The 18,860-nt window shown below is 70.7% G+C and carries 18 protein-coding genes; 15 read left to right on the top strand and 3 right to left on the bottom strand.

The window, feature by feature from the left end:
• Positions 1 to 212: 212 nt before the first annotated feature.
• On the bottom strand, positions 213 to 1,571 hold the full coding sequence (locus ABZ098_RS20350; protein ID WP_356592981.1) for a mannosyltransferase family protein: 1,359 nt from the start codon (positions 1,569 to 1,571) through the stop codon (positions 213 to 215).
• Positions 1,572 to 1,833: 262 nt separating this feature from the next.
• Here ABZ098_RS20350 and ABZ098_RS20345 point away from each other — a divergent pair, with 262 nt between their 5' ends.
• Positions 1,834 to 3,435, top strand: a complete 1,602-nt coding sequence (locus ABZ098_RS20345) for an MFS transporter (RefSeq protein ID WP_356592979.1) — start codon at positions 1,834 to 1,836, stop codon at positions 3,433 to 3,435.
• 97 nt (positions 3,436 to 3,532) lie between these two features.
• Positions 3,533 to 4,705, top strand: a complete 1,173-nt coding sequence (locus ABZ098_RS20340; protein WP_356592977.1) for an acyl-CoA dehydrogenase family protein — start codon at positions 3,533 to 3,535, stop codon at positions 4,703 to 4,705.
• Positions 4,706 to 4,741: 36 nt separating this feature from the next.
• On the opposite strand, the gene ABZ098_RS20335 is transcribed toward ABZ098_RS20340, so the two are convergent.
• Complete coding sequence (locus ABZ098_RS20335; protein WP_007381008.1) at positions 4,742 to 5,182, bottom strand: cell division protein SepF; 441 nt, start codon at positions 5,180 to 5,182, stop codon at positions 4,742 to 4,744.
• 849 nt (positions 5,183 to 6,031) lie between these two features.
• Here ABZ098_RS20335 and ABZ098_RS20330 point away from each other — a divergent pair.
• The 3 genes from ABZ098_RS20330 to ABZ098_RS20320 all read left to right on the top strand — a co-directional run bounded on the left by ABZ098_RS20330 (position 6,032) and on the right by ABZ098_RS20320 (position 10,453).
• Positions 6,032 to 7,900, top strand: a complete 1,869-nt coding sequence (locus ABZ098_RS20330; RefSeq protein ID WP_356592975.1) for an FAD/NAD(P)-binding protein — start codon at positions 6,032 to 6,034, stop codon at positions 7,898 to 7,900.
• Between the two features lie 74 nt (positions 7,901 to 7,974).
• A complete protein-coding gene (locus ABZ098_RS20325; RefSeq protein ID WP_356592973.1) occupies positions 7,975 to 9,015 on the top strand; it encodes an LLM class flavin-dependent oxidoreductase in 1,041 nt (346 codons plus the stop codon).
• A gap of 529 nt (positions 9,016 to 9,544) precedes the next feature.
• Positions 9,545 to 10,453 (top strand): S1 family peptidase, encoded by a 909-nt coding sequence (locus tag ABZ098_RS20320; protein ID WP_356592971.1) that lies wholly within the window; start codon positions 9,545 to 9,547, stop codon positions 10,451 to 10,453.
• A gap of 88 nt (positions 10,454 to 10,541) precedes the next feature.
• Here the strand turns inward: ABZ098_RS20320 and ABZ098_RS20315 are convergent, their stop codons facing one another.
• Positions 10,542 to 11,426 carry an alpha/beta hydrolase gene (locus tag ABZ098_RS20315; RefSeq protein ID WP_356592969.1) on the bottom strand — a complete coding sequence of 295 codons (885 nt, stop codon included), beginning with the start codon at positions 11,424 to 11,426 and terminating at the stop codon, positions 10,542 to 10,544.
• Between the two features lie 88 nt (positions 11,427 to 11,514).
• On the opposite strand from ABZ098_RS20315, the gene ABZ098_RS20310 reads away from it, so the two are divergent.
• The 10 genes from ABZ098_RS20310 to ABZ098_RS20265 all read left to right on the top strand — a co-directional run bounded on the left by ABZ098_RS20310 (position 11,515) and on the right by ABZ098_RS20265 (position 18,857).
• Complete coding sequence (locus ABZ098_RS20310; protein WP_356592967.1) at positions 11,515 to 12,384, top strand: slipin family protein; 870 nt, start codon at positions 11,515 to 11,517, stop codon at positions 12,382 to 12,384.
• Positions 12,385 to 12,617: 233 nt separating this feature from the next.
• Positions 12,618 to 13,700: a S1 family peptidase gene (locus ABZ098_RS20305; RefSeq protein WP_356592965.1), complete on the top strand. Its 1,083-nt coding sequence runs from the start codon at positions 12,618 to 12,620 to the stop codon at positions 13,698 to 13,700.
• Positions 13,701 to 13,920: 220 nt separating this feature from the next.
• Positions 13,921 to 14,139, top strand: a complete 219-nt coding sequence (locus ABZ098_RS20300; RefSeq protein WP_356592963.1) for a hypothetical protein — start codon at positions 13,921 to 13,923, stop codon at positions 14,137 to 14,139.
• A complete protein-coding gene (locus tag ABZ098_RS20295) occupies positions 14,136 to 14,543 on the top strand; it encodes a hypothetical protein (RefSeq protein ID WP_280852409.1) in 408 nt (135 codons plus the stop codon). The genes ABZ098_RS20300 and ABZ098_RS20295 overlap by 4 nt, the downstream gene beginning before the upstream one ends.
• A gap of 76 nt (positions 14,544 to 14,619) precedes the next feature.
• The gene (locus ABZ098_RS20290; RefSeq protein WP_356592961.1) at positions 14,620 to 15,195 is read left to right on the top strand and encodes a phage tail protein; all 576 of its coding nucleotides are present in this window, start codon (positions 14,620 to 14,622) and stop codon (positions 15,193 to 15,195) included.
• Between the two features lie 37 nt (positions 15,196 to 15,232).
• The gene (locus ABZ098_RS20285; protein ID WP_356592959.1) at positions 15,233 to 15,523 is read left to right on the top strand and encodes a hypothetical protein; all 291 of its coding nucleotides are present in this window, start codon (positions 15,233 to 15,235) and stop codon (positions 15,521 to 15,523) included.
• Positions 15,524 to 15,570: 47 nt separating this feature from the next.
• A complete protein-coding gene (locus ABZ098_RS20280; RefSeq protein ID WP_356593077.1) occupies positions 15,571 to 15,936 on the top strand; it encodes a hypothetical protein in 366 nt (121 codons plus the stop codon).
• A 13-nt stretch (positions 15,937 to 15,949) separates the two neighbouring features.
• Complete coding sequence (locus ABZ098_RS20275) at positions 15,950 to 16,741, top strand: hypothetical protein (RefSeq protein ID WP_356592957.1); 792 nt, start codon at positions 15,950 to 15,952, stop codon at positions 16,739 to 16,741.
• A 59-nt stretch (positions 16,742 to 16,800) separates the two neighbouring features.
• Complete coding sequence (locus tag ABZ098_RS20270; RefSeq protein WP_356592955.1) at positions 16,801 to 18,000, top strand: hypothetical protein; 1,200 nt, start codon at positions 16,801 to 16,803, stop codon at positions 17,998 to 18,000.
• Positions 17,997 to 18,857, top strand: a complete 861-nt coding sequence (locus tag ABZ098_RS20265) for a phage tail protein (protein ID WP_356592953.1) — start codon at positions 17,997 to 17,999, stop codon at positions 18,855 to 18,857. Before ABZ098_RS20270 ends, ABZ098_RS20265 begins: the two co-directional genes overlap by 4 nt.
• Positions 18,858 to 18,860 lie beyond the last annotated feature (3 nt).

The raw sequence follows: 18,860 nt of genomic DNA, 5'->3' as shown, positions 1-18,860 counted from the left end.
TGTGTTCCCCTGCGAATCAGCGGCTTTGTGATGACGATGTGATGTGGGATTCCTCTCAGCCGGGGGTTTATTTCCGAGGATTCCGCAAAGGCGGGCGGCCGCGTCCTTCAATTCCTTTGATCATTCCGGGTTGCGGTTTTATGGGCCTTATGAATTCGTTCACCGAATCATGGGGTCGAATTCTCCGGGCGCTCATCGACGCTCCGGAGTCGTCATGGCGGACCGGAGCCGTTCAGCCAGAAGGCGCCGTACAGGGCGGACGCGGTGGCGACCAGGGTCACGATCGCGGCTGACCTGCGGGTCCTTGCCCGGGCGAGAGCCAGGGCGAGGGGGAACAGCAAGGGGAAGGCGGGCATCAGCAGGCGCGGTTTCGAGCCGAAGTAGCTGGACGCGCACAGGGCGAGCGCGGTGACGACCCCGGCGTACACCAGCAGGGGCAGTGGCTGGCCCTGCCGTGCGCAGACGACGTACAGCCACACCACCAGCCCGACGCCGACGATCAGCCCGACCCCGGCCGGGGCGGACGGGAACGACGTGAACTTGTCGGCGACGAAACGGGCGAAGGCGTACCCGCCGTCGAATCCGTTGCGCCAGCCCGCCTGTACGTCGAGATAGCCGAGCGGGCCCTTGCCGGTGCGGTGACCGACCCAGAGGACGTAGGCGGCGGCGCCGAGGGGGGCGAGGGCCATGCCGAGGGCGCGGCGGACGAGGGCGGTGCCCGGAGAGGGGGCGCGCGTCGGGCCGGGCCCCGCGTCCGGGGTACGCCCCGCCGGTGACGGTCCTCCGGTGGCAGGGGCGTGTCCGGTGGCCTGTGCGCCGCACTCCCCGGCCGCGCTTCGGTTCCGCACGAAAGAGTCGGCGTGCGGGGCGCCCTGGGCGCGTACGGCCGAGGCGGCCTCCTCGTCCGCGGCCGTGGCGGACCCGGACGAGGCGCGGTCCCCTCTCTCCCGCAGGAAGGCGGCGATCCCCGCCACCCACACCGCGGCCACCACCGCCAGGCCCACCGGGCGGGTCAGGCCCGCCAGCAAGGCCAGCAGGCCCGCCGTCACCCAGCGGCCGGTCAGGACCGCGTACAGCGACCAGGCGGCCAGCGCCGTGAACAGCGACTCGCTGTACGCCATCGACTGGACGATCCCGACGGGCAGGACGGCCCACAGCAGGACCGCGCAGACGCCCGCCCGCCGGCCGTACACCTGGTCCGCGACCGCGAAGACGCCCCAGGCCGCGGTGAGGGAGGCGAGCAGGGAGATCACGAAGCCCGCGTCGGCGTACGACAGCGGGGTCGTCGCGGACAACAGCCGCTCCAGCCACGGCAGGAGCGGGAAGAACGCCAGGTTGGAGTGCACGTCGCCGTTCGGCAGCCGCACCTCGTAGCCGTACCCGAGTTCGGCGACCCTCGTGTACCAGAGGGCGTCCCAGCGGGCGGTCAGCAGGGTGTACGCGCTCTTGTCGCGCGCCGCGCTCCACAGGGCCAGCGCGAGGAGGCCCAGGGCGCGTACGGCCGCGTAGCCGAGCAGCGCCGGGGCGGCTCGGCGCAGGGCCGGTTCGGTGCGCGTTCCAAGATCGGTCACGGGCCCGATTATCGACCGCCCGCTGAAGCCGGCCGCGCGCCGGGGCGGTGCGGCAGGCGGCGAAAGTGGTGTACGCCACACGTGTTCCGTCCGAAGTGTGAGAGGTCCGCCACTGGGCCGACGCGCGAACTCGCGTACGCTGACGTGTCACTCGCCGTTCGCTGCGCGGGCCGGAGACCACCGCTCCTCTCCGGCCGAGATCATGGGGAGTCCCCACCCCGTGTGCCCGCCGAACGCGAGGGAACATCTGGGAGGTACGTACATGTCCGGGACGACCACGGCCGCCGATGTGCTGCGCCGTCGGGCGGCCGGGGCCGGTGCAAACCGCTGGGTCGTCCTCGTCGTCCTCTGCGTCAGCCTGCTCCTGGTCGCCCTCGACGCCACCGTGCTGCACGTCGCGGTGCCCGCCGTCACCGAGGACCTCAAGCCCGGCGCGATAGAACTGCTCTGGATCGTCGACGTCTATCCGCTCGTCTGCGCCTCGCTGCTGATCCTCTTCGGCACGCTCGGCGACCGCGTGGGCCGCAGGAGAATCCTCCTCCTCGGCTACGGCCTCTTCGGCGTCGCCTCCGGTGTCGCCGCCGTCGCGGACACCGCCCAGGTGCTGATCCTCGCGCGGGCGCTGCTCGGCGTCGGCGGCGCGATGATCATGCCCGCGACCCTGTCCATCCTCCGCCAGGTCTTCCCCGACCGGCGTGAGCGGGCGCTCGCCATCGGCGTCTGGAGCGCGGTCGCCGCGGTCGGCGCGGCCGTCGGACCGCTGCTCGGCGGCTTCCTTCTCGAACACTTCTGGTGGGGCTCGGTCTTCCTCGTCAACATCCCGTTGATGCTGGTCAGCCTGCCGATCGGCCGACTGCTGCTACCCGAGTCGAAGGGCAGCGGGAAGGGCCCCTGGGACGTCGTCGGCGCGCTGACGGCCGCCGCCGGCCTGTTCGCCCTCGTGCTCGGCGTGAAGCGGCTGGGCGGCGGGGACCTCGACGCGTTCACCGCGATCCCGCTGGTCGTGGGCGCGGCCCTGCTCCTCCTCTTCGTACGGCGGCAGCGGCGGCTCACGCATCCCCTGGTGGACCTGCGGATGTTCGCCCGCCCCGCGTTCAGCACCTCGGTCGGCTGCATCGTCCTGGCGATGCTCGCGCTGGTGGGTCTCGAACTGATCGCGGCGCAGTACCTCCAGCTGGTTCTCGACCTGTCCCCGCTGGAGACCGGTCTGCGGCTGCTGCCGCTGACGATCGCCGCGATGGCGGCGGGACTCGCCGGCGCGCGTCTGCTGCGGCGGTTCGGACCGCGCCGCATGGTGAGTGCCGGTTTCTGCCTCACGGCCGTGGCCGTTCTGCTGCTGACAGCGATGGGCGAGGCGGACAACACGGGCCTGCTGGTGTTCGGGTTCGTGCTGCTCGGGTTCGGTCTGGAGACGACGCTCTTCGGGGCGTACGAGTCGATGCTCAGCGAGGCGCCGCCGGAGCAGGCGGGCGGGGCCGCCGCGATCGGCGAGACCTCGTACCAGCTCGGGGCGGGCATCGGGATCGCGCTGCTCGGCAGCGTGATGAACGCGGCGTACACGCCCGGCCTCGCGGGCGTGCCCGGTGTCCCGGAGTCGGCCTCCCGGTCGGCCGGACACTCGCTGGGCGAGGCCTACGAGATCGCCGGACGCCTCGGCGGGCCCGCGGGGGTGGCCCTGCGCCGGGCCGCCCAGGACTCCTTCGTGCACGGATTGCACGTGACCTTGCTGGTGAGCGCGGGGTTGTTGCTGCTGGGCGCGGTGATGGCGCTGCGGTTGCCGCGCACGATGCAGTGCGGTGAGGCCCCCGCGGCCCTCGACCTGCCGGCGCCCAGGGAAGTCGCGGAGTCCCGGGTCTCGGCCTGACGGCGTCTGGCTGTGCGGGAGACCGCGCTGTAACGTCGGCCGCGCAGCTTAATTAGCGCTGCTAGTTTCGAGCCGCTCGTCTGCCGGAGGATGTGCCATGCCCCCGTTCGACCCCGCCGACCCCCTCGGCATCGACGACCTCCTGGAGCCGGAGGACCTGGCGATCCGCGCGACCGTGCGGACCTGGGCCGCCGACCGCGTCCTGCCCCACGTCGCCGACTGGTACGAGAAGGGCGAGCTGCCGGAGATCAGGGAACTCGCCCGCGAGCTCGGGGAGATCGGCGCCCTCGGGATGTCGCTCAGCGGGTACGGCTGCGCCGGCGCCTCCGCCGTGCAGTACGGGCTCGCCTGTCTGGAGCTGGAGGCCGCCGACTCCGGGATCCGTTCCCTCGTCTCCGTGCAGGGCTCCCTCGCCATGTACGCGATTCACCGGTTCGGCAGCGAGGAGCAGAAGCAGACCTGGCTGCCGCGCATGGCCGCCGGTGAGGTGATCGGCTGCTTCGGGCTCACCGAACCCGATCACGGTTCCGACCCCGCCTCCATGCGGACGTACGCCAAGAGGGACGGCGCGGACTGGGTCCTGAACGGGCGCAAGATGTGGATCACCAACGGCTCCGTCGCCGGGGTCGCCGTGGTGTGGGCGCAGACCGACGAGGGGATCCGCGGGTTCGTGGTGCCGACCGACGCGCCGGGGTTCTCGGCGCCGGAGATCAAGCACAAGTGGTCGCTGCGGGCCAGCGTCACCAGTGAGCTGGTCCTCGACGACGTACGGCTGCCCGCCGACGCGGTGCTGCCCGAGGTCGTCGGGCTCAAGGGGCCGCTGAGCTGTCTCTCGCACGCCCGGTACGGGATCGTGTGGGGCGCGATGGGGGCGGCGCGGTCGTGCTTCGAGACCGCCGTGGACTACGCGAAGACGCGGGAGCAGTTCGGGAGGCCGATCGGGGGCTTCCAGCTCACCCAGGCCAAACTCGCCGACATGGCGGTCGAACTGCACAAGGGGATTCTGCTCGCCCACCATATGGGGCGGCGCATGGACGCCGGCCGCCTGCGTCCCGAGCAGGTCAGCTTCGGCAAGCTCAACAACGTCCGCGAGGCGATCGAGATCTGCCGTACGGCGCGGACGATCCTCGGTGCCAACGGGATCTCCCTCGAATACCCCGTGATGCGGCACGCGACGAACCTCGAGTCGGTGCTGACGTACGAGGGCACCGTCGAGATGCACCAGCTCGTGCTGGGCAAGGCGCTCACCGGACTGGATGCCTTCCGGTGAACCCTGCTGGGGGCAGGGCCGGTGAGCGGCCCTGCCTCAGCTCTGGTTGAAGAAGCCGTCCGTGCGGTGCGCGGCCGGATCGCCGTTCACGATCTCCGTGTTGGCGGGGGTCAGCAGGAAGACCCGGGTGGACACGCGCTCGATGGAACCGCGCAGTCCGAAGATCAGCCCCGCCGCGAAGTCGACGACGCGCTTGGCGTCACCGGCCTCCATCGCGGTGAGGTTCATGATGACGGGGACACCCTCACGGAAGAGTTCGCCGATGGCGCGGGCGTCCCGGAAGCTGTCCGGAGTCACCGTGCCGATCCGGCGGCCCTTCTCCTCGGCGACGTCCGAGGCCACCTTGACCCGGGGGTCGGTGACCCAGGCATCCCCGGGCTCGGTCCCTTCGGAGTATCCGTCGTCGTCGTAGTAACGCTCGTCATCGTTGTCGTCAACGAGGCCCAGCCAGGCACTCGCCTTGCGCACCGATCCCATGGACGCCTCCTCTCACAGCGGTTTCTCTTGCTTCTGTATCCCTATGGTCATCCATGATGCGGATCGCGCGCCAAGTGGATAGCCGCCGCGCGGGGGGTTTGTGACGGTACTGGTGCACAGCGAATACGTCGAGAGCCCAGGTACCCCAAGGGTCGTGTCCCATACGGCTGCTGACTGTGAGTGAAATATGATTCTTCACGGCGTATGGGTGAGGGGCGGGGCGTACGGGTGAACGGGACGCCCGCGACGAATCCGCTGCTCAACGCCGTGCCGACCACAGGGAATCGCCGTACTCGGATTCCCCGGGCCCGTCACCGTCGGCTTGCGGGTACCGATTCTGACGGTGACTCAGGCCGGTCGTCATTCTTTTTCGCCGGAGAGGCCGACGCGGGGCGGTGAGCCGTTACGGCCCCGCGCCCCTTCGGGCAGGCGTGCGCGCGCACGGTGAAGCGGTCTGTGGGAAACGGGAAACGCCGGGTGAGGGGAGGGCGCGTGTGAAGGCGAGGGCGCGTGTGAAGGCGGGGAAGGAGAACGCGAAAGGGCGCCCCGCGGAAGCGGGACGCGCAGTGGGTCAGCTCAACAGGAAGAGGACCACACGCGACCGAAGTCGATGTGGGAGCGCTTGACCAGCCACTGCTGTGGATGCATGGGGCAAGTGGAACAGGCATCCGAGATGGCGTCAACCGACCTGAGACGTACGGCTCACAGTGCGGACAGCCTTGACAGTCCGGGGAAACAGCCCCGTAGTCTCAGCGGATGCGGCCCTGCTGAGGGGCTCGGCCGTGTCAGGCGTATCCGTGTGAAGGCACCCGTCCGAGTTGGACCGACTCGATGCCACGGAGCCTTCGTATGCCCTCCGACACCTTCGTCGTCACAGCCCCTGCCGCACCGGACACACCGGAACCCGCCGACTCACCGAGGCGCTCGCTGGTGATCGTCGGAGCCGGGCCGAGAGCGACCGGACTGATCGAGCGGATCGCCGCCAACGCGCCCGAGCTCCACGACGGTTCCGGTCTCGACCTGCACCTGGTGGATCCGCACGCGCCCGGCGCCGGACGCGTCTGGCGCGCGGCGCAGTCGCCGCTGCTGTGGATGAACTCGCACGCCGAGGACGTCACCATGTTCACCGACGAGACGGTGGACATGGCCGGGCCCGTGCGCCCCGGCCCCACCCTGCACGAGTGGGCCGGCATCGACGGCCGCACCTTCGCGGACCGGCAGCTCCAGGGCGCGTACCTGCGCTGGGTGCACGAGCAGGCGGTGGCCGCGCTGCCGCCGTCCGTCTGCGTCCACCACCATCAGCGCCGTGCCCTGCGGGTGAGCGGACCGCGCGAGGGACGCCAGCAGGTCTGGCTGGAGGGCCGCACGCGCCCGCTCCTCGCCGACCTTGTCGTCCTCACCCTGGGCCACCTCGACGCCGAACTCGACGACGAACAGCGCGAGTTGGCCGCCTACGCCCGCAGCCACGGCCTCGTCCACCTGCCGCCCGACTTCACCGCCGACAGCGACCTGTCAGCGCTCGCGCCCGGCGAACCGGTCCTGGTGCGCGGGTTCGGGCTCGCCTTCGTCGACCTGATGGCACTGCTCACCGAGGGCCGGGGCGGATGCCACGACGGGGACACGTACATCCCCTCGGGACGGGAGCCGGTGCTGTACGTCGGATCGCGGCGCGGAGTGCCGTACCACTCGAAGATCGGCTACGACTGGACCGGTGGGCGGCCGCCGCTGCCCCGCTTCCTGGGGCCGGCCCAGATCGACGGGCTGCTCGCCCGGCCGGGGGGCTTCGACTTCCGGCGGGACGTGTGGCCGCTGGTGGAGAAGGAGCTGGGATTCGCCCACTACCACCGGCTCTTCACCGTGCATCCGGAGCGGACCGCGATGTCCTGGGCCGACTTCGAGGAGAAGTACGCGGCCGCCGAGGACGCCTCCGAACGGGAGACCCTGGCGGTCTCCGCCGTGCCCGATCCCCGCGACAGGCTCGACCTCGCCGCGCTCGACCGGCCGCTGGCGGGGGTGCGGTACGCGACGCACGAGGAGTTCCAGGAGGGGCTGCGGGAGTATGTCGAAAGTGACCTGAGGCGCCGTCATGATCCGGCGTTCAGTGCGGATCTGTCCGTGTTTCTCGGGCTGCTCTCCGTCTACGGGCAGTTGGTCCGGCTCGGGGACATCGGCGGACGGTGGCACGGGTTCTTCAGCTACCTGGCCTCCGGGCCGCCCGGGCCCCGGCTGCGGCAGCTGCTCGCGCTGTCCCGGGCCGGGGTGCTCAGGTTCGTCGGGGCGGACATGGAGGTCCGCGCCGAGGACGGGGTGTTCCGGGCGTCGAGCCCGACCGTGCCGGGCCACTCGGTCGAGGCGCGGGCGCTGGTCGAGGCCCGGCTGCCCGAGCCGACCGTCCGGCGGACCCGCGATCCGCTGCTGCGCGCGCTGCACGCCGAGGGCGTCGGCGAGACGCCGGACGGGCTGCTGCGCGTGGACCGTGCCGACGGGCGGCTCCTGGACCGGTCCGGCCGGCCGCACCCACGGCGCTTCGCGCTCGGGCCGCACACCGACGGCCGTACACCGGGCGCCTTCACCCGGCCGCGCACCGGCGGGCCGGCGTTCCGGCAGAACGACGCGACCGCGCGGGCCGCGCTGCTGTTCCTCGCCGAGTCGGCCGGCCACGCGGTCGCCGCGGCGAGCGGACCGAAGTCCCCGACGCCGCTCTCCGAGGTGCTGTGAGCGGCGGCGTCGCAGGTCCGCGTGGTCGCTCCCGCCGCGGCGGGCCGGATTCTCTCCCGAAAGGACTTCCCCGCATGGCTTCCTCGCCCGGCCGGGGGCTGGTGCACCTGGCCGCCGCCCTCGATCAGCCTTCGGTGCACGACACGCACCCCTATATCGAGGCGGCGCGGCTCGCCGAACGCGGCGGGCTCGACTTCGTGACCCTGGACGACACCCTCACCCCGCCCGACCTCGACGCGCTCGCCGTGCTGTCCCGGGTCGCGCCCGCCACCGGCCGGATCGGCCTGGTGCCCAGCGTCCCGACCGCGCACACCGAGCCCTCCCACGTCCGGGCCGCCGTCGCGACCCTCGACCGGGTCAGCCGGGGCCGGGCCGGCTGGTGGATCGACTCCGCGACCGCCGAGGGCGAGGACCGCCTCCTCGACCGCCGGTACGGGGGACCGGTCGACGCGCTGTGTCAGGAGACAGGTGAAGTCGTCTGCGGGGAGGCGGAGTTGGTCGACGTCGGGGTGCGGGACGTGGCGGCCGGCCCCTTCGCCGACCGGGACGAGCCGCACCGCGTCGGGTTCCTGGGCGGGTCCTCCTCCGTCAAGGCGCCGCCGACCGTGCCGCGACCCCCGCAGGACCACCCGGTCCGCGTGGTCGACGCCACCGACGGACCCGCCCGCAGGACCGCCGCCCGGTACGCCGACGTGGCCCTCGTCCGCGTCGCGAGTGCCGCGCAGGCCGCCGCCGCACGGGACCAACTCCGTGCGGAGGCAGCGGAGTTCGGGCGCCGCCCCGACGAACTGCGGGTCCTCGCCGGTCTCCTCGTCGACCTCGGCGACGGCGAGCACGCGGCCGAGCCGGGACACGGCGGAGGCGGCCCCCGTCAGACCGCGCGGGGGCCGCTGTACCGGGGCGGCCCCGTCGACCTCGCGGAACTGATCGCCACCTGGCACGGCGAGGGCGTCGTCGACGGCTTCCACCTCACGCCCGCCGAACCGCCGCGCGACCTGGAACGGCTCGTCAACGGCACGGTGGCGCTGCTCCAGCACCGCGGGCTGTTCCGCACCTTCTATCCGGGCAGCACACTCCGGGAACACCTCGGCCTCGCCAGACCCGCCAACCGGTGAGCCGGGAACGGGGGAGCGCCGTGAGCCGCGAGCGGATGCCCGCATTCCTGGGCGCCGTTCGGTCCGCCGGGCGGCGGTCGGCGGGTGGGTGCGGGCGGATGGCCGAGGGCTGTTTTCGGCGATCCGGGGAACGGGCACGGCAACCGTGGATTCCGTTTCCGTACCCGTCCGCGCCAGGCGCCGACGGCCGTACGACGACCGGCTCGATCGGGCACCCTCGACCCCGCGCCACCTCGCCGACCACCAGGTATGGGGCCCTCCGCCGCCGCGGAAGGTCCCGGGCATCGCCGTCACGGAGGGGGAGCGGGACGTGATTCGAGGCCTGTCCGTTCCCGCTGAAGCATAAAGATCTTTCAAAGGTTGACGGCCGAAAGGCGCCCTTGCGCCGACCGTCCGTTCGGCCGAATACTCCCCCTCAGCGCTTGTCAGGAGCACGGCGTGTTCGTAAACCGGACGGCCGAGCCGCTGACTGCGCCTCACGGGCCCCGACCCCACGCGGGCCCCCGACTTCCCTTGGAGGGAACGAAACGTGAGGATCAAGCGCACCAACCCCCGCAGCGGCATTGCGAGACGGACCCGGCTGATCGCCGGTACCACCGGCCTCGTGGCCGCGGCCGCGATCGCGGTCCCCAGCGCGAACGCGACCGCTGCGACCCCGTTCAGCACGGCCGAACTCAAGAGCGCCAGCAGCTCGGTGCTCAAGGCGGACATCCCGGGTACCGCCTGGGCCGTCGACAGCAAGACCAACCGTGTCGTCGTCACCGTCGACAGCACGGTCTCGCAGGCCGAGATCGCCAAGATCAAGGAGCAGGCGGGCAGCAACGCCGACGCGCTCACGATCAAGCGGACCCCGGGCAAGTTCAACAAGCTGATCTCCGGCGGCGACGCCATCTATGCGAGTAGCTGGCGCTGCTCCCTCGGCTTCAACGTCCGCAGCGGCAGCACCTACTACTTCCTGACCGCCGGTCACTGCACCGACGGCGCGGGCACCTGGTGGTCCAACTCCGGGCACACCAGCACGCTCGGCTCGACGGCCGGGTCCAGCTTCCCGACCAACGACTACGGCCTCGTCAAGTACTCGACGAGCTACCCCGTGTCGTCGATCTCCGGCACCGTCGGCAGCGTCGACATCACCCGTGCCGCCACCCCGACCGTCGGCACCACGGTCACCCGGCGCGGTTCCACCACCGGCATCCACAGCGGTCGCGTCACCGCGCTGAACGCCACCGTCAACTACGGCGGCGGCGACATCGTCTACGGCATGATCCAGACCACGGTCTGCGCCGAGCCCGGCGACTCCGGCGGCCCGCTGTACGGCACCAACGGCACCGCCTACGGTCTGACCTCCGGCGGCAGCGGCAACTGCTCCTCCGGCGGCACGACCTTCTTCCAGCCGGTCACCGAGGCCCTGAGCGCCTACGGCGTCAGCGTCTTCTAGACCGACGGCCTGAAGCGCACACGGCCACAAGCGCAGCCTGTACAAGGCGAGCCCCCGTACGCATCCGCCGTACGGGGGCTCGTCGTCATCACGACGCGGTCCGCTCCGGCGGGGCGCAGAGCCAGTCCAGTACGGCCGGCAGGGCCTCCAGGGCGCCGAAGTGACCGGTGTCCTGCTGGAGGACGGGCCGGACACGGGGGATGCGGTCGGCCAGCCAGGTGAAGTGGCCGACGGGGGAGAGCGTGTCCTGGGCGCCGTGCCACAGCAGCACGGGCCGGGTGACGGCCGCCGGGTCGAAACCCCAGTCGCTGAGCAGGGCGAGGTCGTCGTCGAGCCAGCCGTACGACGATCCGCGCAGCGCCTCCCGGTAGGTGCGCAGCAGCAGCTCGCCGACCGCCGGGGCGGAGACGATCCGCCGGTCGGATTCCGTGAGCCCGTCGCGGCGGGAGACGAGAAGCTGCGCGGGGTCGCGGCGGATGTCGGCGGCGCGGACGGCGAGGCGCTCGGCGAAGGCGAGCGGGTCGGTGAGCGCCCGGGTGAACTCCTCGACCTGGGACGGGGCCATGCCGTCGAACCAGCGCAGATCCCGCGCGTCCGGGGGCGCGGGTGACGCCAGTACGGCCGCCCGCCGGACCCGGGAGGGCAGCAGCGCGGCGCAGGCCAGGGCGTGCGGGGCGCCGCCGGCGCGGCCGAGCACCGAGAAACGGCCGAGCCCGAGGGCGCCGGCCAGCTCCGCCACGTCCCGGGCGGCGTCGGCCACGCGGCGTCCCGGGAGCCGGTCCGAGTCGCCGTAGCCGGGGCGGTCGTAGGCGATGAACCGGATGTGCGGGTGCGCGGTCACGACGTCCTGGGGGACGACGCCGAAGCGGCAGCCCGGGGTGTCGTGGAGCAGGACGACCGGGCTGCCGTCCGGGGCGCCGTACTCCTCGACCGTCAGCCGGCGGCCGTCCCGTGTCCTGATGCCGTGGACCACCCGTGTCCTCCGTCTCCCTTTGTGTACACAGCGGGGTTACCGTCGAAGTACACACCTTGAGCACCTGGTTCGGACCCTGGGGGTCGCGATGGTCGAGGAGCTGGTGGCGGCGGGCGTGACGCTCGTGACCGCCGGAGCGGTGTACGTGATGGCGGCCGCGCGGGTCGTCAAGCAGTACGAACGGGGCGTGGTCTTCCGCCTCGGGAAGCTCCGGCCGGAGGTGCGCGGGCCGGGGTTCACGATGATCGTTCCGGGCGTGGACAAGCTCCGGAAGGTCAACATGCAGATCGTGACCATGCCGGTGCCCGGGCAGGAGGGCATCACCCGGGACAACGTCACGGTGCGGGTGGACGCCGTCGTCTACTTCAAGGTGACCTCGCCGGCCGAGGCGGTCGTCCGGGTCGAGGACTACAGGTTCGCGGTCGCGCAGATGGCGCAGACCTCGCTGCGGTCGATCATCGGCAAGAGCGAGCTGGACGATCTGCTGTCCAACCGCGAAAAGCTCAACCAGGGGCTGGAGTTGATGATCGACAGTCCCGCGGTGGAGTGGGGGGTCACCATCGACCGGGTCGAGATCAAGGACGTCTCCCTGCCCGAGACCATGAAGCGGTCCATGGCCCGGCAGGCCGAGGCGGACCGGGAGCGGCGGGCGCGGGTCATCAACGCGGACGCCGAGCTCCAGGCGTCGAAGAAGCTGGCCGAGGCGGCCAAGGAGATGTCCGAGCAGCCCGCCGCGCTGCAACTGCGGCTGCTCCAGACGGTGGTGGCGGTGGCCGCCGAGAAGAACTCGACGCTGGTGCTGCCGTTCCCCGTCGAGCTGCTGCGGTTCCTCGAGAAGGCGCAGCAGGGGGTGGGCGCAGCGCCGCCCGCCGTTCCGCAACCGGTGCAGGAGCAACGTCCGTCTCTCGAGCCCCGGCCGGATCGGGATTCCGAGGGGTCGAATTCAGGACAGGACTAGACCTCACAGGCTGATGAAGTGTTACTCGCTCGTAGTGTTTGCAGCGTGAAGCTGCTGGGGTGACCGTGGACTGTCAAAAATGGCGGGGGCGCGCAACCGCGTTCTACGCGCGTCCGGAAGTCACCCTTGTGCGCCCCCGGCGGGGTTCGGAAGAGTGAGGGCTCGTCAACCAGCCTTCCGGCCCGCGAGACCCCCACAGTCTCCCGGGTCGACCCCCCACAGGAGGACGCGAGTTGAAGCACCGACGCATACCCAGGCGGCGGATCGTCGTGACGGGCGCGGGTGTCACCGCGCTGGTCGCTGCGGGAGTCACCTTGCAGACTGCGAACGCCAGCGAGACACCGGCCCCGCCGGAGGTCAAGACCCTCTCGGCCGTCGCGGCCGGAAAGCTCGCCTCGACGCTCGGGGCGGAACTCGGCGCGGACGCGGCGGGGACGTTCTACGACGCGAAGACCAGGAGTCTCGTGGTGAACGTGCTCGACGAGGACGCGGCGCGGACCGTCTCGGCGGCCGGCGCCTCGGCCAGAGTCGTGTCGAACTCCCTCGCCGAGTTGAGGAGCGCGCGCACCACGCTCGCCGACGACGCGACCATCCCCGGGACGTCCTGGGTGACCGACCCCACCACCAACAAGGTCGTCGTCACCGCCGACCGCACGGTCTCCGGCGCCGAGTGGGCCAAGCTCACCAAGGTGGTCGACGGGCTGGGTTCGGTGGCCGAACTCCAGCGCACCAAGGGGGAGTTCAAGCCCTTCATCGCGGGTGGTGACGCGATCAGCGGCTCCGGCGGCCGGTGCTCGCTCGGGTTCAACGTGGTCAAGGGCGGGGAGCCGTACTTCCTCACCGCCGGGCACTGCACCGAGTCGATCTCGACGTGGTCGGACTCCAGCGGGAAGAAGATCGGCACCAATGAGGTGTCGAGCTTCCCGGGCAACGACTACGGGCTGGTGAAGTACACGGCCGAGGTCGACCACCCCAGCGAGGTGGACCTCTACAACGGGTCCGCGCAGGCGATCACGGGGGCCGCGTCGGCGACCGTCGGTCAGTCGGTGACCCGGAGCGGGTCCACGACCCAGGTGCACTCCGGGAAGGTCACCGGGCTGGACGCGACGGTGAACTACGGCAACGGCGACATCGTGAACGGGCTGATCCAGACCGACGTGTGCGCGGAGCCGGGGGACAGCGGCGGGTCGCTGTTCTCGGGGAGCGACGCGATCGGGCTGACGTCCGGTGGCAGCGGGGACTGCACCTCCGGCGGGGAGACGTTCTTCCAGCCGGTGACGGAGGCGCTGTCGGCCACCGGGGCGTCGATCGGCTGACGGTTCGGCGCTTCGGCGACGCGTGAAGCCCCGTCCCTCCTGTGAGGGGCGGGGCTTCTGTGTCTCCTGTCATCGTTACCCGTTCGAGACCTCGAGTTGCTCACGCTGCGCTTGGGGAGGCCGTTACATTTGCGGTTCCTGGGGCATCAACTTCCCTTTGACCGACGGAAGTTGATCTTCCGTCAGTTCCTTCACAGCCAATCGTTTCGGGGGAAACGCTGTGCAGAAGATCCAGCTGACCTATTGGTGGAACGGGCACGAGCCCGGCGATGTCGTGGACGTCGACGACACGGCCGCGCGGGAACTGCTCGGTGTCATCGCGCGGCCCGCGGAGGACCCCGAGGACGCCGAAAATTCCGAGGACCCCCGGAATTCCGAGGACCCCGAGAATTCCGCGGCTTCCGAGAACGGCGGCGAGGAGCCGGAGTCCGGGCGATGAGCGAGCCGTACGTCACCTTCCCGGACGTGGAGCAACTGGTCGTCGACCTGCTCAAGGACCGGAGCGAGCTGGCGGGTGTCGTCGTCGACGTCGCGCCGCCCTCGGGGTTCGACGGTTCGCAGCGCGCCGTACTGGTCTCCCGGATGGGCGGTGCCTGGGCGGAGGACCCCCGGCTCGACAATCCACTCGTCGACCTGGAGGTGTACGGCCCCTCCAAGGCGGCGGCCCACACCGTCTCCCTCGTGGCGCGTTCCCTGATGCTCCAGCTCAGAGGCGTGCGTCACGGCGGGGCGACCGTCGTGGACGTCGTCGAGGAGGACGGGCCGCGCTGGCTGCCCGACTACCGGCACGCCAGTGCCAACCGCTACGTCTCGACCACCCGCCTGGTGGTCCGCCCGGCCTGAACGGCCGTACGCCCGGCGTGACTTCGCCGTACTCCCACACCAGCACGTCTTGTCCAACTCCCAGCAAGGAGCAGTGATGGCCGGAACGAACGCCAAGGAGATCCGGGTCGCGGGCAGTGGCCGTGTGCTCATCGCCCCGCTCGCCACCGCACCGCCCGCCGACACCGCCGCCGCGTGGGGTGCCGGGTGGAAGGACCTCGGCTACACCACCACCGACGGGGTCAAGATCTCCAAGAAGGACAAGCTGGACCCCGTGGACACCTGGCAGAGCGTCAGCTCGGCGCGGTTCGTCTACTCCGACCGCGATCTCAGCTTCAAGTTCCAGCTCCTCCAGCTGAACGAGGACACCCTGCCGTTCTTCTTCGGCGGCGGGCAGGTCAAGGAGACGGCGACCGGGTCCGGCCTCTACAAGTACGAGCTGGCGGCCGAGCCGAAGTTCGACGAGCGGATGCTCGGGCTGGAGTTCAGCGACGGCGACGAGGTCAAGTACCGCATGATCGTCGCCCGCGGCCAGGTGACCGAGACGGAGGAGCTCGCGCTCGTCCGTACCGCCCCCGTGAAACTCGGCGTCACCTTCACCGCGCTGGCCACGGTGGACGGTGCCCCGCTGGCGACCTTCCTGATGAAGGACCCGAGCTTCAGCGCGGCCTGACCCCTCCTCCCGTCCCGTATCAAGGAGCACCATCGACATGGCCCCCTTCAACGTCAACGCCGCCCGTGCCCAGCGTCTCGAAGCAGTGGGAAACAACTGGGAGTTCGAGGTGGACGGCGATGTGTTCCGGCTGCCCACCGAGTTCCCGCGCAGCATCGCCAAGCAGATCGCCGCGCTGGACGACAACGACATCGACGGGCTGCTGGCGCTGCTGCTCGGAGCGGAGCAGTTCGAGCGCTTCTGCAAGTACGACACCAGTGTCCAGGACGTCTCCGCGATCCTGGAGGCGTACGGCAACGACACCGGCATGTCGTTGGGGGAAGGCTGAGCCTCGGCGCGCTGGTCGACGAGCACGCCGAGGCTCTGGAGGCGGATCTGCTCCGCCACTACGGGGTCGACCTGCTCGACTGGCACCGGGGCCGGCTCTCCTCGCGCCGACTGCGGGTCCTCGTCGAACACCTGCCCGCGGACTCGTCCTTCGCCCGGGCGGTCCACGGAGAACAGGCGGACTGGACGGTCACGGACCATCTGCTGGCGGCGGTCGTCGACCATCTCGCCGTGGCCAACTGGATGTTCGCGACGGTCAACCGGGACGAGGACACGGAGCCTGCGGAGTATCCGGAGCCGGTGCCGCGGCCGTCCGGTGCGAAGGCCGAGGCCGTAAAAGCCCCGCGGACCTTGGGGGAGGAACGCTCCGCGACACCGGCCGAGATCGTGGCCTTTCTGAGTTCGCCCATGTGAAAGGAGGCATACCGTGCCCCCTTCGGAGTCCACCGGAGTCATCCCTCCGTGGATCTACGAGTACGCGGCGTCCAGGTCCTTCCAGGACGCCGTGAGGAAGGTCGTGGATGCCAAGTGGCTGGCCGACAACGTGCCGGTCACCGGAGCGAAGGCAGAGGTCACCGGCGTGAAGGCGGAAGCCAACGCCGTCGCTCTCAGCGCTTTCGGGGTGCAGACCGAGTACGGCCTGGTCAAGCACGAAGCCACGCTCTTCGACATCAACAAGATCCTTGAAGGCCGTGTCCAGGAGGAACGGGACAAGGAGCAGGACCGCCGACTGCACGTCCTGAGCGTCGAGGCCGTGAGTGCCAAGGACCTGGTGCAGAAGGTGAAACAGGACCTGATGCGTGATGCGGCGGACATCCGGCGGACCCAAGGTGTCGGCGACCGGCATGTGCAGCAACTGGTCACCGACCTCCGGGGCAAGGTCGAGCGCATTCAGACGAAGCTGCTGGCTGACGACCAGGTGCTGCACCGGCGGGTGTCGGAACTCACCACCAGGGTCGGCAAGGTCAGCGATGCCGCCCACAACGCGGACGACCGCAGCAAGGCTCTGCGTACCAAGACCAATGAGGCCCTCGCGAAAGTGAAGGCGCTGGACCACGAGGCAGAGAAGGGCCGGACTCTCGTCCGCAAGCTGGACAAAGAGGTCGGGACGGGTATGCAGCGGGTCGGCGCGCTGGAGCGGGGCGCCACGAGTGCGAGCCGGTCCATCGAGAGCCTTCGCAACCAACTCAACGGTCTCGAACAGGCTCTGCGCAGATAACCGCTCACCTGCCCGCACCCCAAAGACCCCATCGGCGACAGCGACGGAGCCAACCCACCATGCAGACGTCACTCGTATCGGTCACCCGGGCGCTGAACCAGATGCGATCCGCGGCCACCAGCACCGGCGGTGCCGTCAGTCGTATGCGGACCGCCGTCACCGGGGCCAGCAGTTCGGTCGATCGGCTCAAGAACTCGGCCGCCCAGGCCAGTACCGCCACCGGCCGGCTGCGGGCCTCCGCCACTCAGGCGAGCGCCGGGCTCAACCAGGTGCGGACCGCCGCCGCCCGGGCATCCAGTGATGTGCAGCGGGCGGGGCGGAGCGCGGCGTCCGGGGGTGGGCTGTTCAGCCGGTTCAGTCAGGGGCTGCGGACCGCCACCACCGCCCAGCGCGGCCTCAACACCGCCATGAAGGCCAACATCCTCGGTGCCATCCTCGCCCTCATCATGCCGCTCATCACCAAGCTCATCGACATGGCGATGCAGTCGAAGACCGTGCAGGCCGTCATGCAGGCGGCGTTCAAAATCATCGGGCAGGTGGTGGGGACCGTCATGAAGGGAGCGTCGGTCGCCATCAACTGGCTGATCGACGCCGGGAAGAACGTCGTCAACTGGCTCAAGGCCAACTGGCCGTTGCTCGTCGCCATTCTCACCGGCCCCGTGGGCATCGCCGTGCTGGCGATCGTCAAGCACTGGGACAAGATCAAGGACGCCGTCGGGTCGGTGCGGGACTGGATCGTCGACAAGTGGAACGCCGTTGTGGACTTCCTGCGGGGCGTGCCCGGGAAGATCTGGGGGTTCTTCGCCGAACTCCCCGACAAACTCCTGCGCTTGGGCGGCGACATCGTCAACGGCCTCATCAACGGCATCAAGAACTCGGCATCCGCCCTTCTCAACACCGTGAAGAACTTCATCGTCAACACCATTCCCGGGCCCATCCGCAGCATCCTGGGGATCTCGTCCCCGTCCAAGGTGATGATGGGATTCGGCGGAGACGTCGGCGAAGGACTCGCCCTCGGCATGGAGGGCGCCGGGAACAGGGTGGCCGGTGCCGCCGGGCGGCTCGCCACCGCCACCGCGCGGAGCGTGATCGGGCCCGGTTACAGCCTCGCCGGAGTCGCCGCCGGGGCGACACCCCGGCCCGGCGGAGCCCCGGCGAACGGGCCCGTCACCGTCAACGTCCACCCCCGCCCCGGTCAGTCCGAGTACGAGATCGGCCGGATCACCGCCCGCGAACTCGCCTGGGCGGCCAAGCGATGAGCGGCCGCCAGCTCCAGCAGCCGGTGTTCGAGGTGGACGGCTGGGCCGGGAACACCGTCGACGACGACGGCGTCGAGTGGTGGGTCACCAGCGAGCAGGGCTGGGCCGCCACCCCGCCCGTCCGGCTCACCCTGACCGACCGCCCCGAGCGGCACGGCGCGTTCGACGCCCCCTCCTACCGGGGACCTCGTGTGGTCACCCTGGAGGGCATGGCCATCGCCCCCGAACGCGCCGTACGGGAGGAGGCCAAGGACCGGCTGGCCGCCGTACTCGCCGACGGCGGCACGCTGTCGCCGCTCGTCGTCACCGAACCGCACCGCGTGCGGCGGGCGTTGGTCCGCCTCACCGCCGAGACGAAGATCGTGGACCGCAAGTCCGGTGCCTTCGAGTTCTCCCTGACCATGACCGCGCCGGACCCGCTGCGGTACTCGTACGGGCTGAACAGCAGCACCTGCCCGTTGCCCTCCTCCAGCGGCGGTGTCACCTTCCCGCTCTCCTTCCCCCTGGACTTCGGGTCCGGCTCCTCCGGTGGCCGGCTGCTGCTGGAGAACAAGGGCACCGTCCCCACCTGGCCGGTCTGGCGGATTCTCGGACCCTGCACACAGCCGGTGATCAGCAACACCGCGACCGGTGAGGAACTCGCCTTCGAACTCACCCTCCAGGAAGGGGAGTTCCTGGTCGTCGACACCGACGCGCGGTCTGTCCTGCTGCAGGGCACGGCCTCCCGACGGGCCACGCTGCTGCCCGGTTCGGACTGGTTCCCGCTCCGGCCGGGTGCGACCCCTGTGCTCTTCCGTGCCCGCGATTACGCCTCGGCCGCCCGGCTGACCGCGGAGTGGCGGGACGCCTGGCTCTGACCC

Origin of the sequence: Streptomyces sp. NPDC006335 (assembly GCF_040612795.1) — a bacterium.
Lineage (GTDB): Bacteria > Actinomycetota > Actinomycetes > Streptomycetales > Streptomycetaceae > Streptomyces.
This window is presented reverse-complemented; position numbering and strand designations above follow the sequence as displayed.

Bases quoted from the DNA above. Each gene is read 5' to 3' on its own strand.
- ABZ098_RS20345 (WP_356592979.1), top strand. From the start codon at position 1,834: ATGTCCGGGACGACCACGGCCGCCGATGTGCTGCGCCGTCGGGCGGCC.
- ABZ098_RS20340 (WP_356592977.1), top strand. From the start codon at position 3,533: ATGCCCCCGTTCGACCCCGCCGACCCCCTCGGCATCGACGACCTCCTG.
- ABZ098_RS20335 (WP_007381008.1), bottom strand. From the start codon at position 5,182: ATGGGATCGGTGCGCAAGGCGAGTGCCTGGCTGGGCCTCGTTGACGAC.
- ABZ098_RS20330 (WP_356592975.1), top strand. From the start codon at position 6,032: ATGCCCTCCGACACCTTCGTCGTCACAGCCCCTGCCGCACCGGACACA.
- ABZ098_RS20325 (WP_356592973.1), top strand. From the start codon at position 7,975: ATGGCTTCCTCGCCCGGCCGGGGGCTGGTGCACCTGGCCGCCGCCCTC.
- ABZ098_RS20310 (WP_356592967.1), top strand. From the start codon at position 11,515: ATGGTCGAGGAGCTGGTGGCGGCGGGCGTGACGCTCGTGACCGCCGGA.
- ABZ098_RS20295 (WP_280852409.1), top strand. From the start codon at position 14,136: ATGAGCGAGCCGTACGTCACCTTCCCGGACGTGGAGCAACTGGTCGTC.
- ABZ098_RS20290 (WP_356592961.1), top strand. From the start codon at position 14,620: ATGGCCGGAACGAACGCCAAGGAGATCCGGGTCGCGGGCAGTGGCCGT.
- ABZ098_RS20285 (WP_356592959.1), top strand. From the start codon at position 15,233: ATGGCCCCCTTCAACGTCAACGCCGCCCGTGCCCAGCGTCTCGAAGCA.
- ABZ098_RS20270 (WP_356592955.1), top strand. From the start codon at position 16,801: ATGCAGACGTCACTCGTATCGGTCACCCGGGCGCTGAACCAGATGCGA.
- ABZ098_RS20265 (WP_356592953.1), top strand. From the start codon at position 17,997: ATGAGCGGCCGCCAGCTCCAGCAGCCGGTGTTCGAGGTGGACGGCTGG.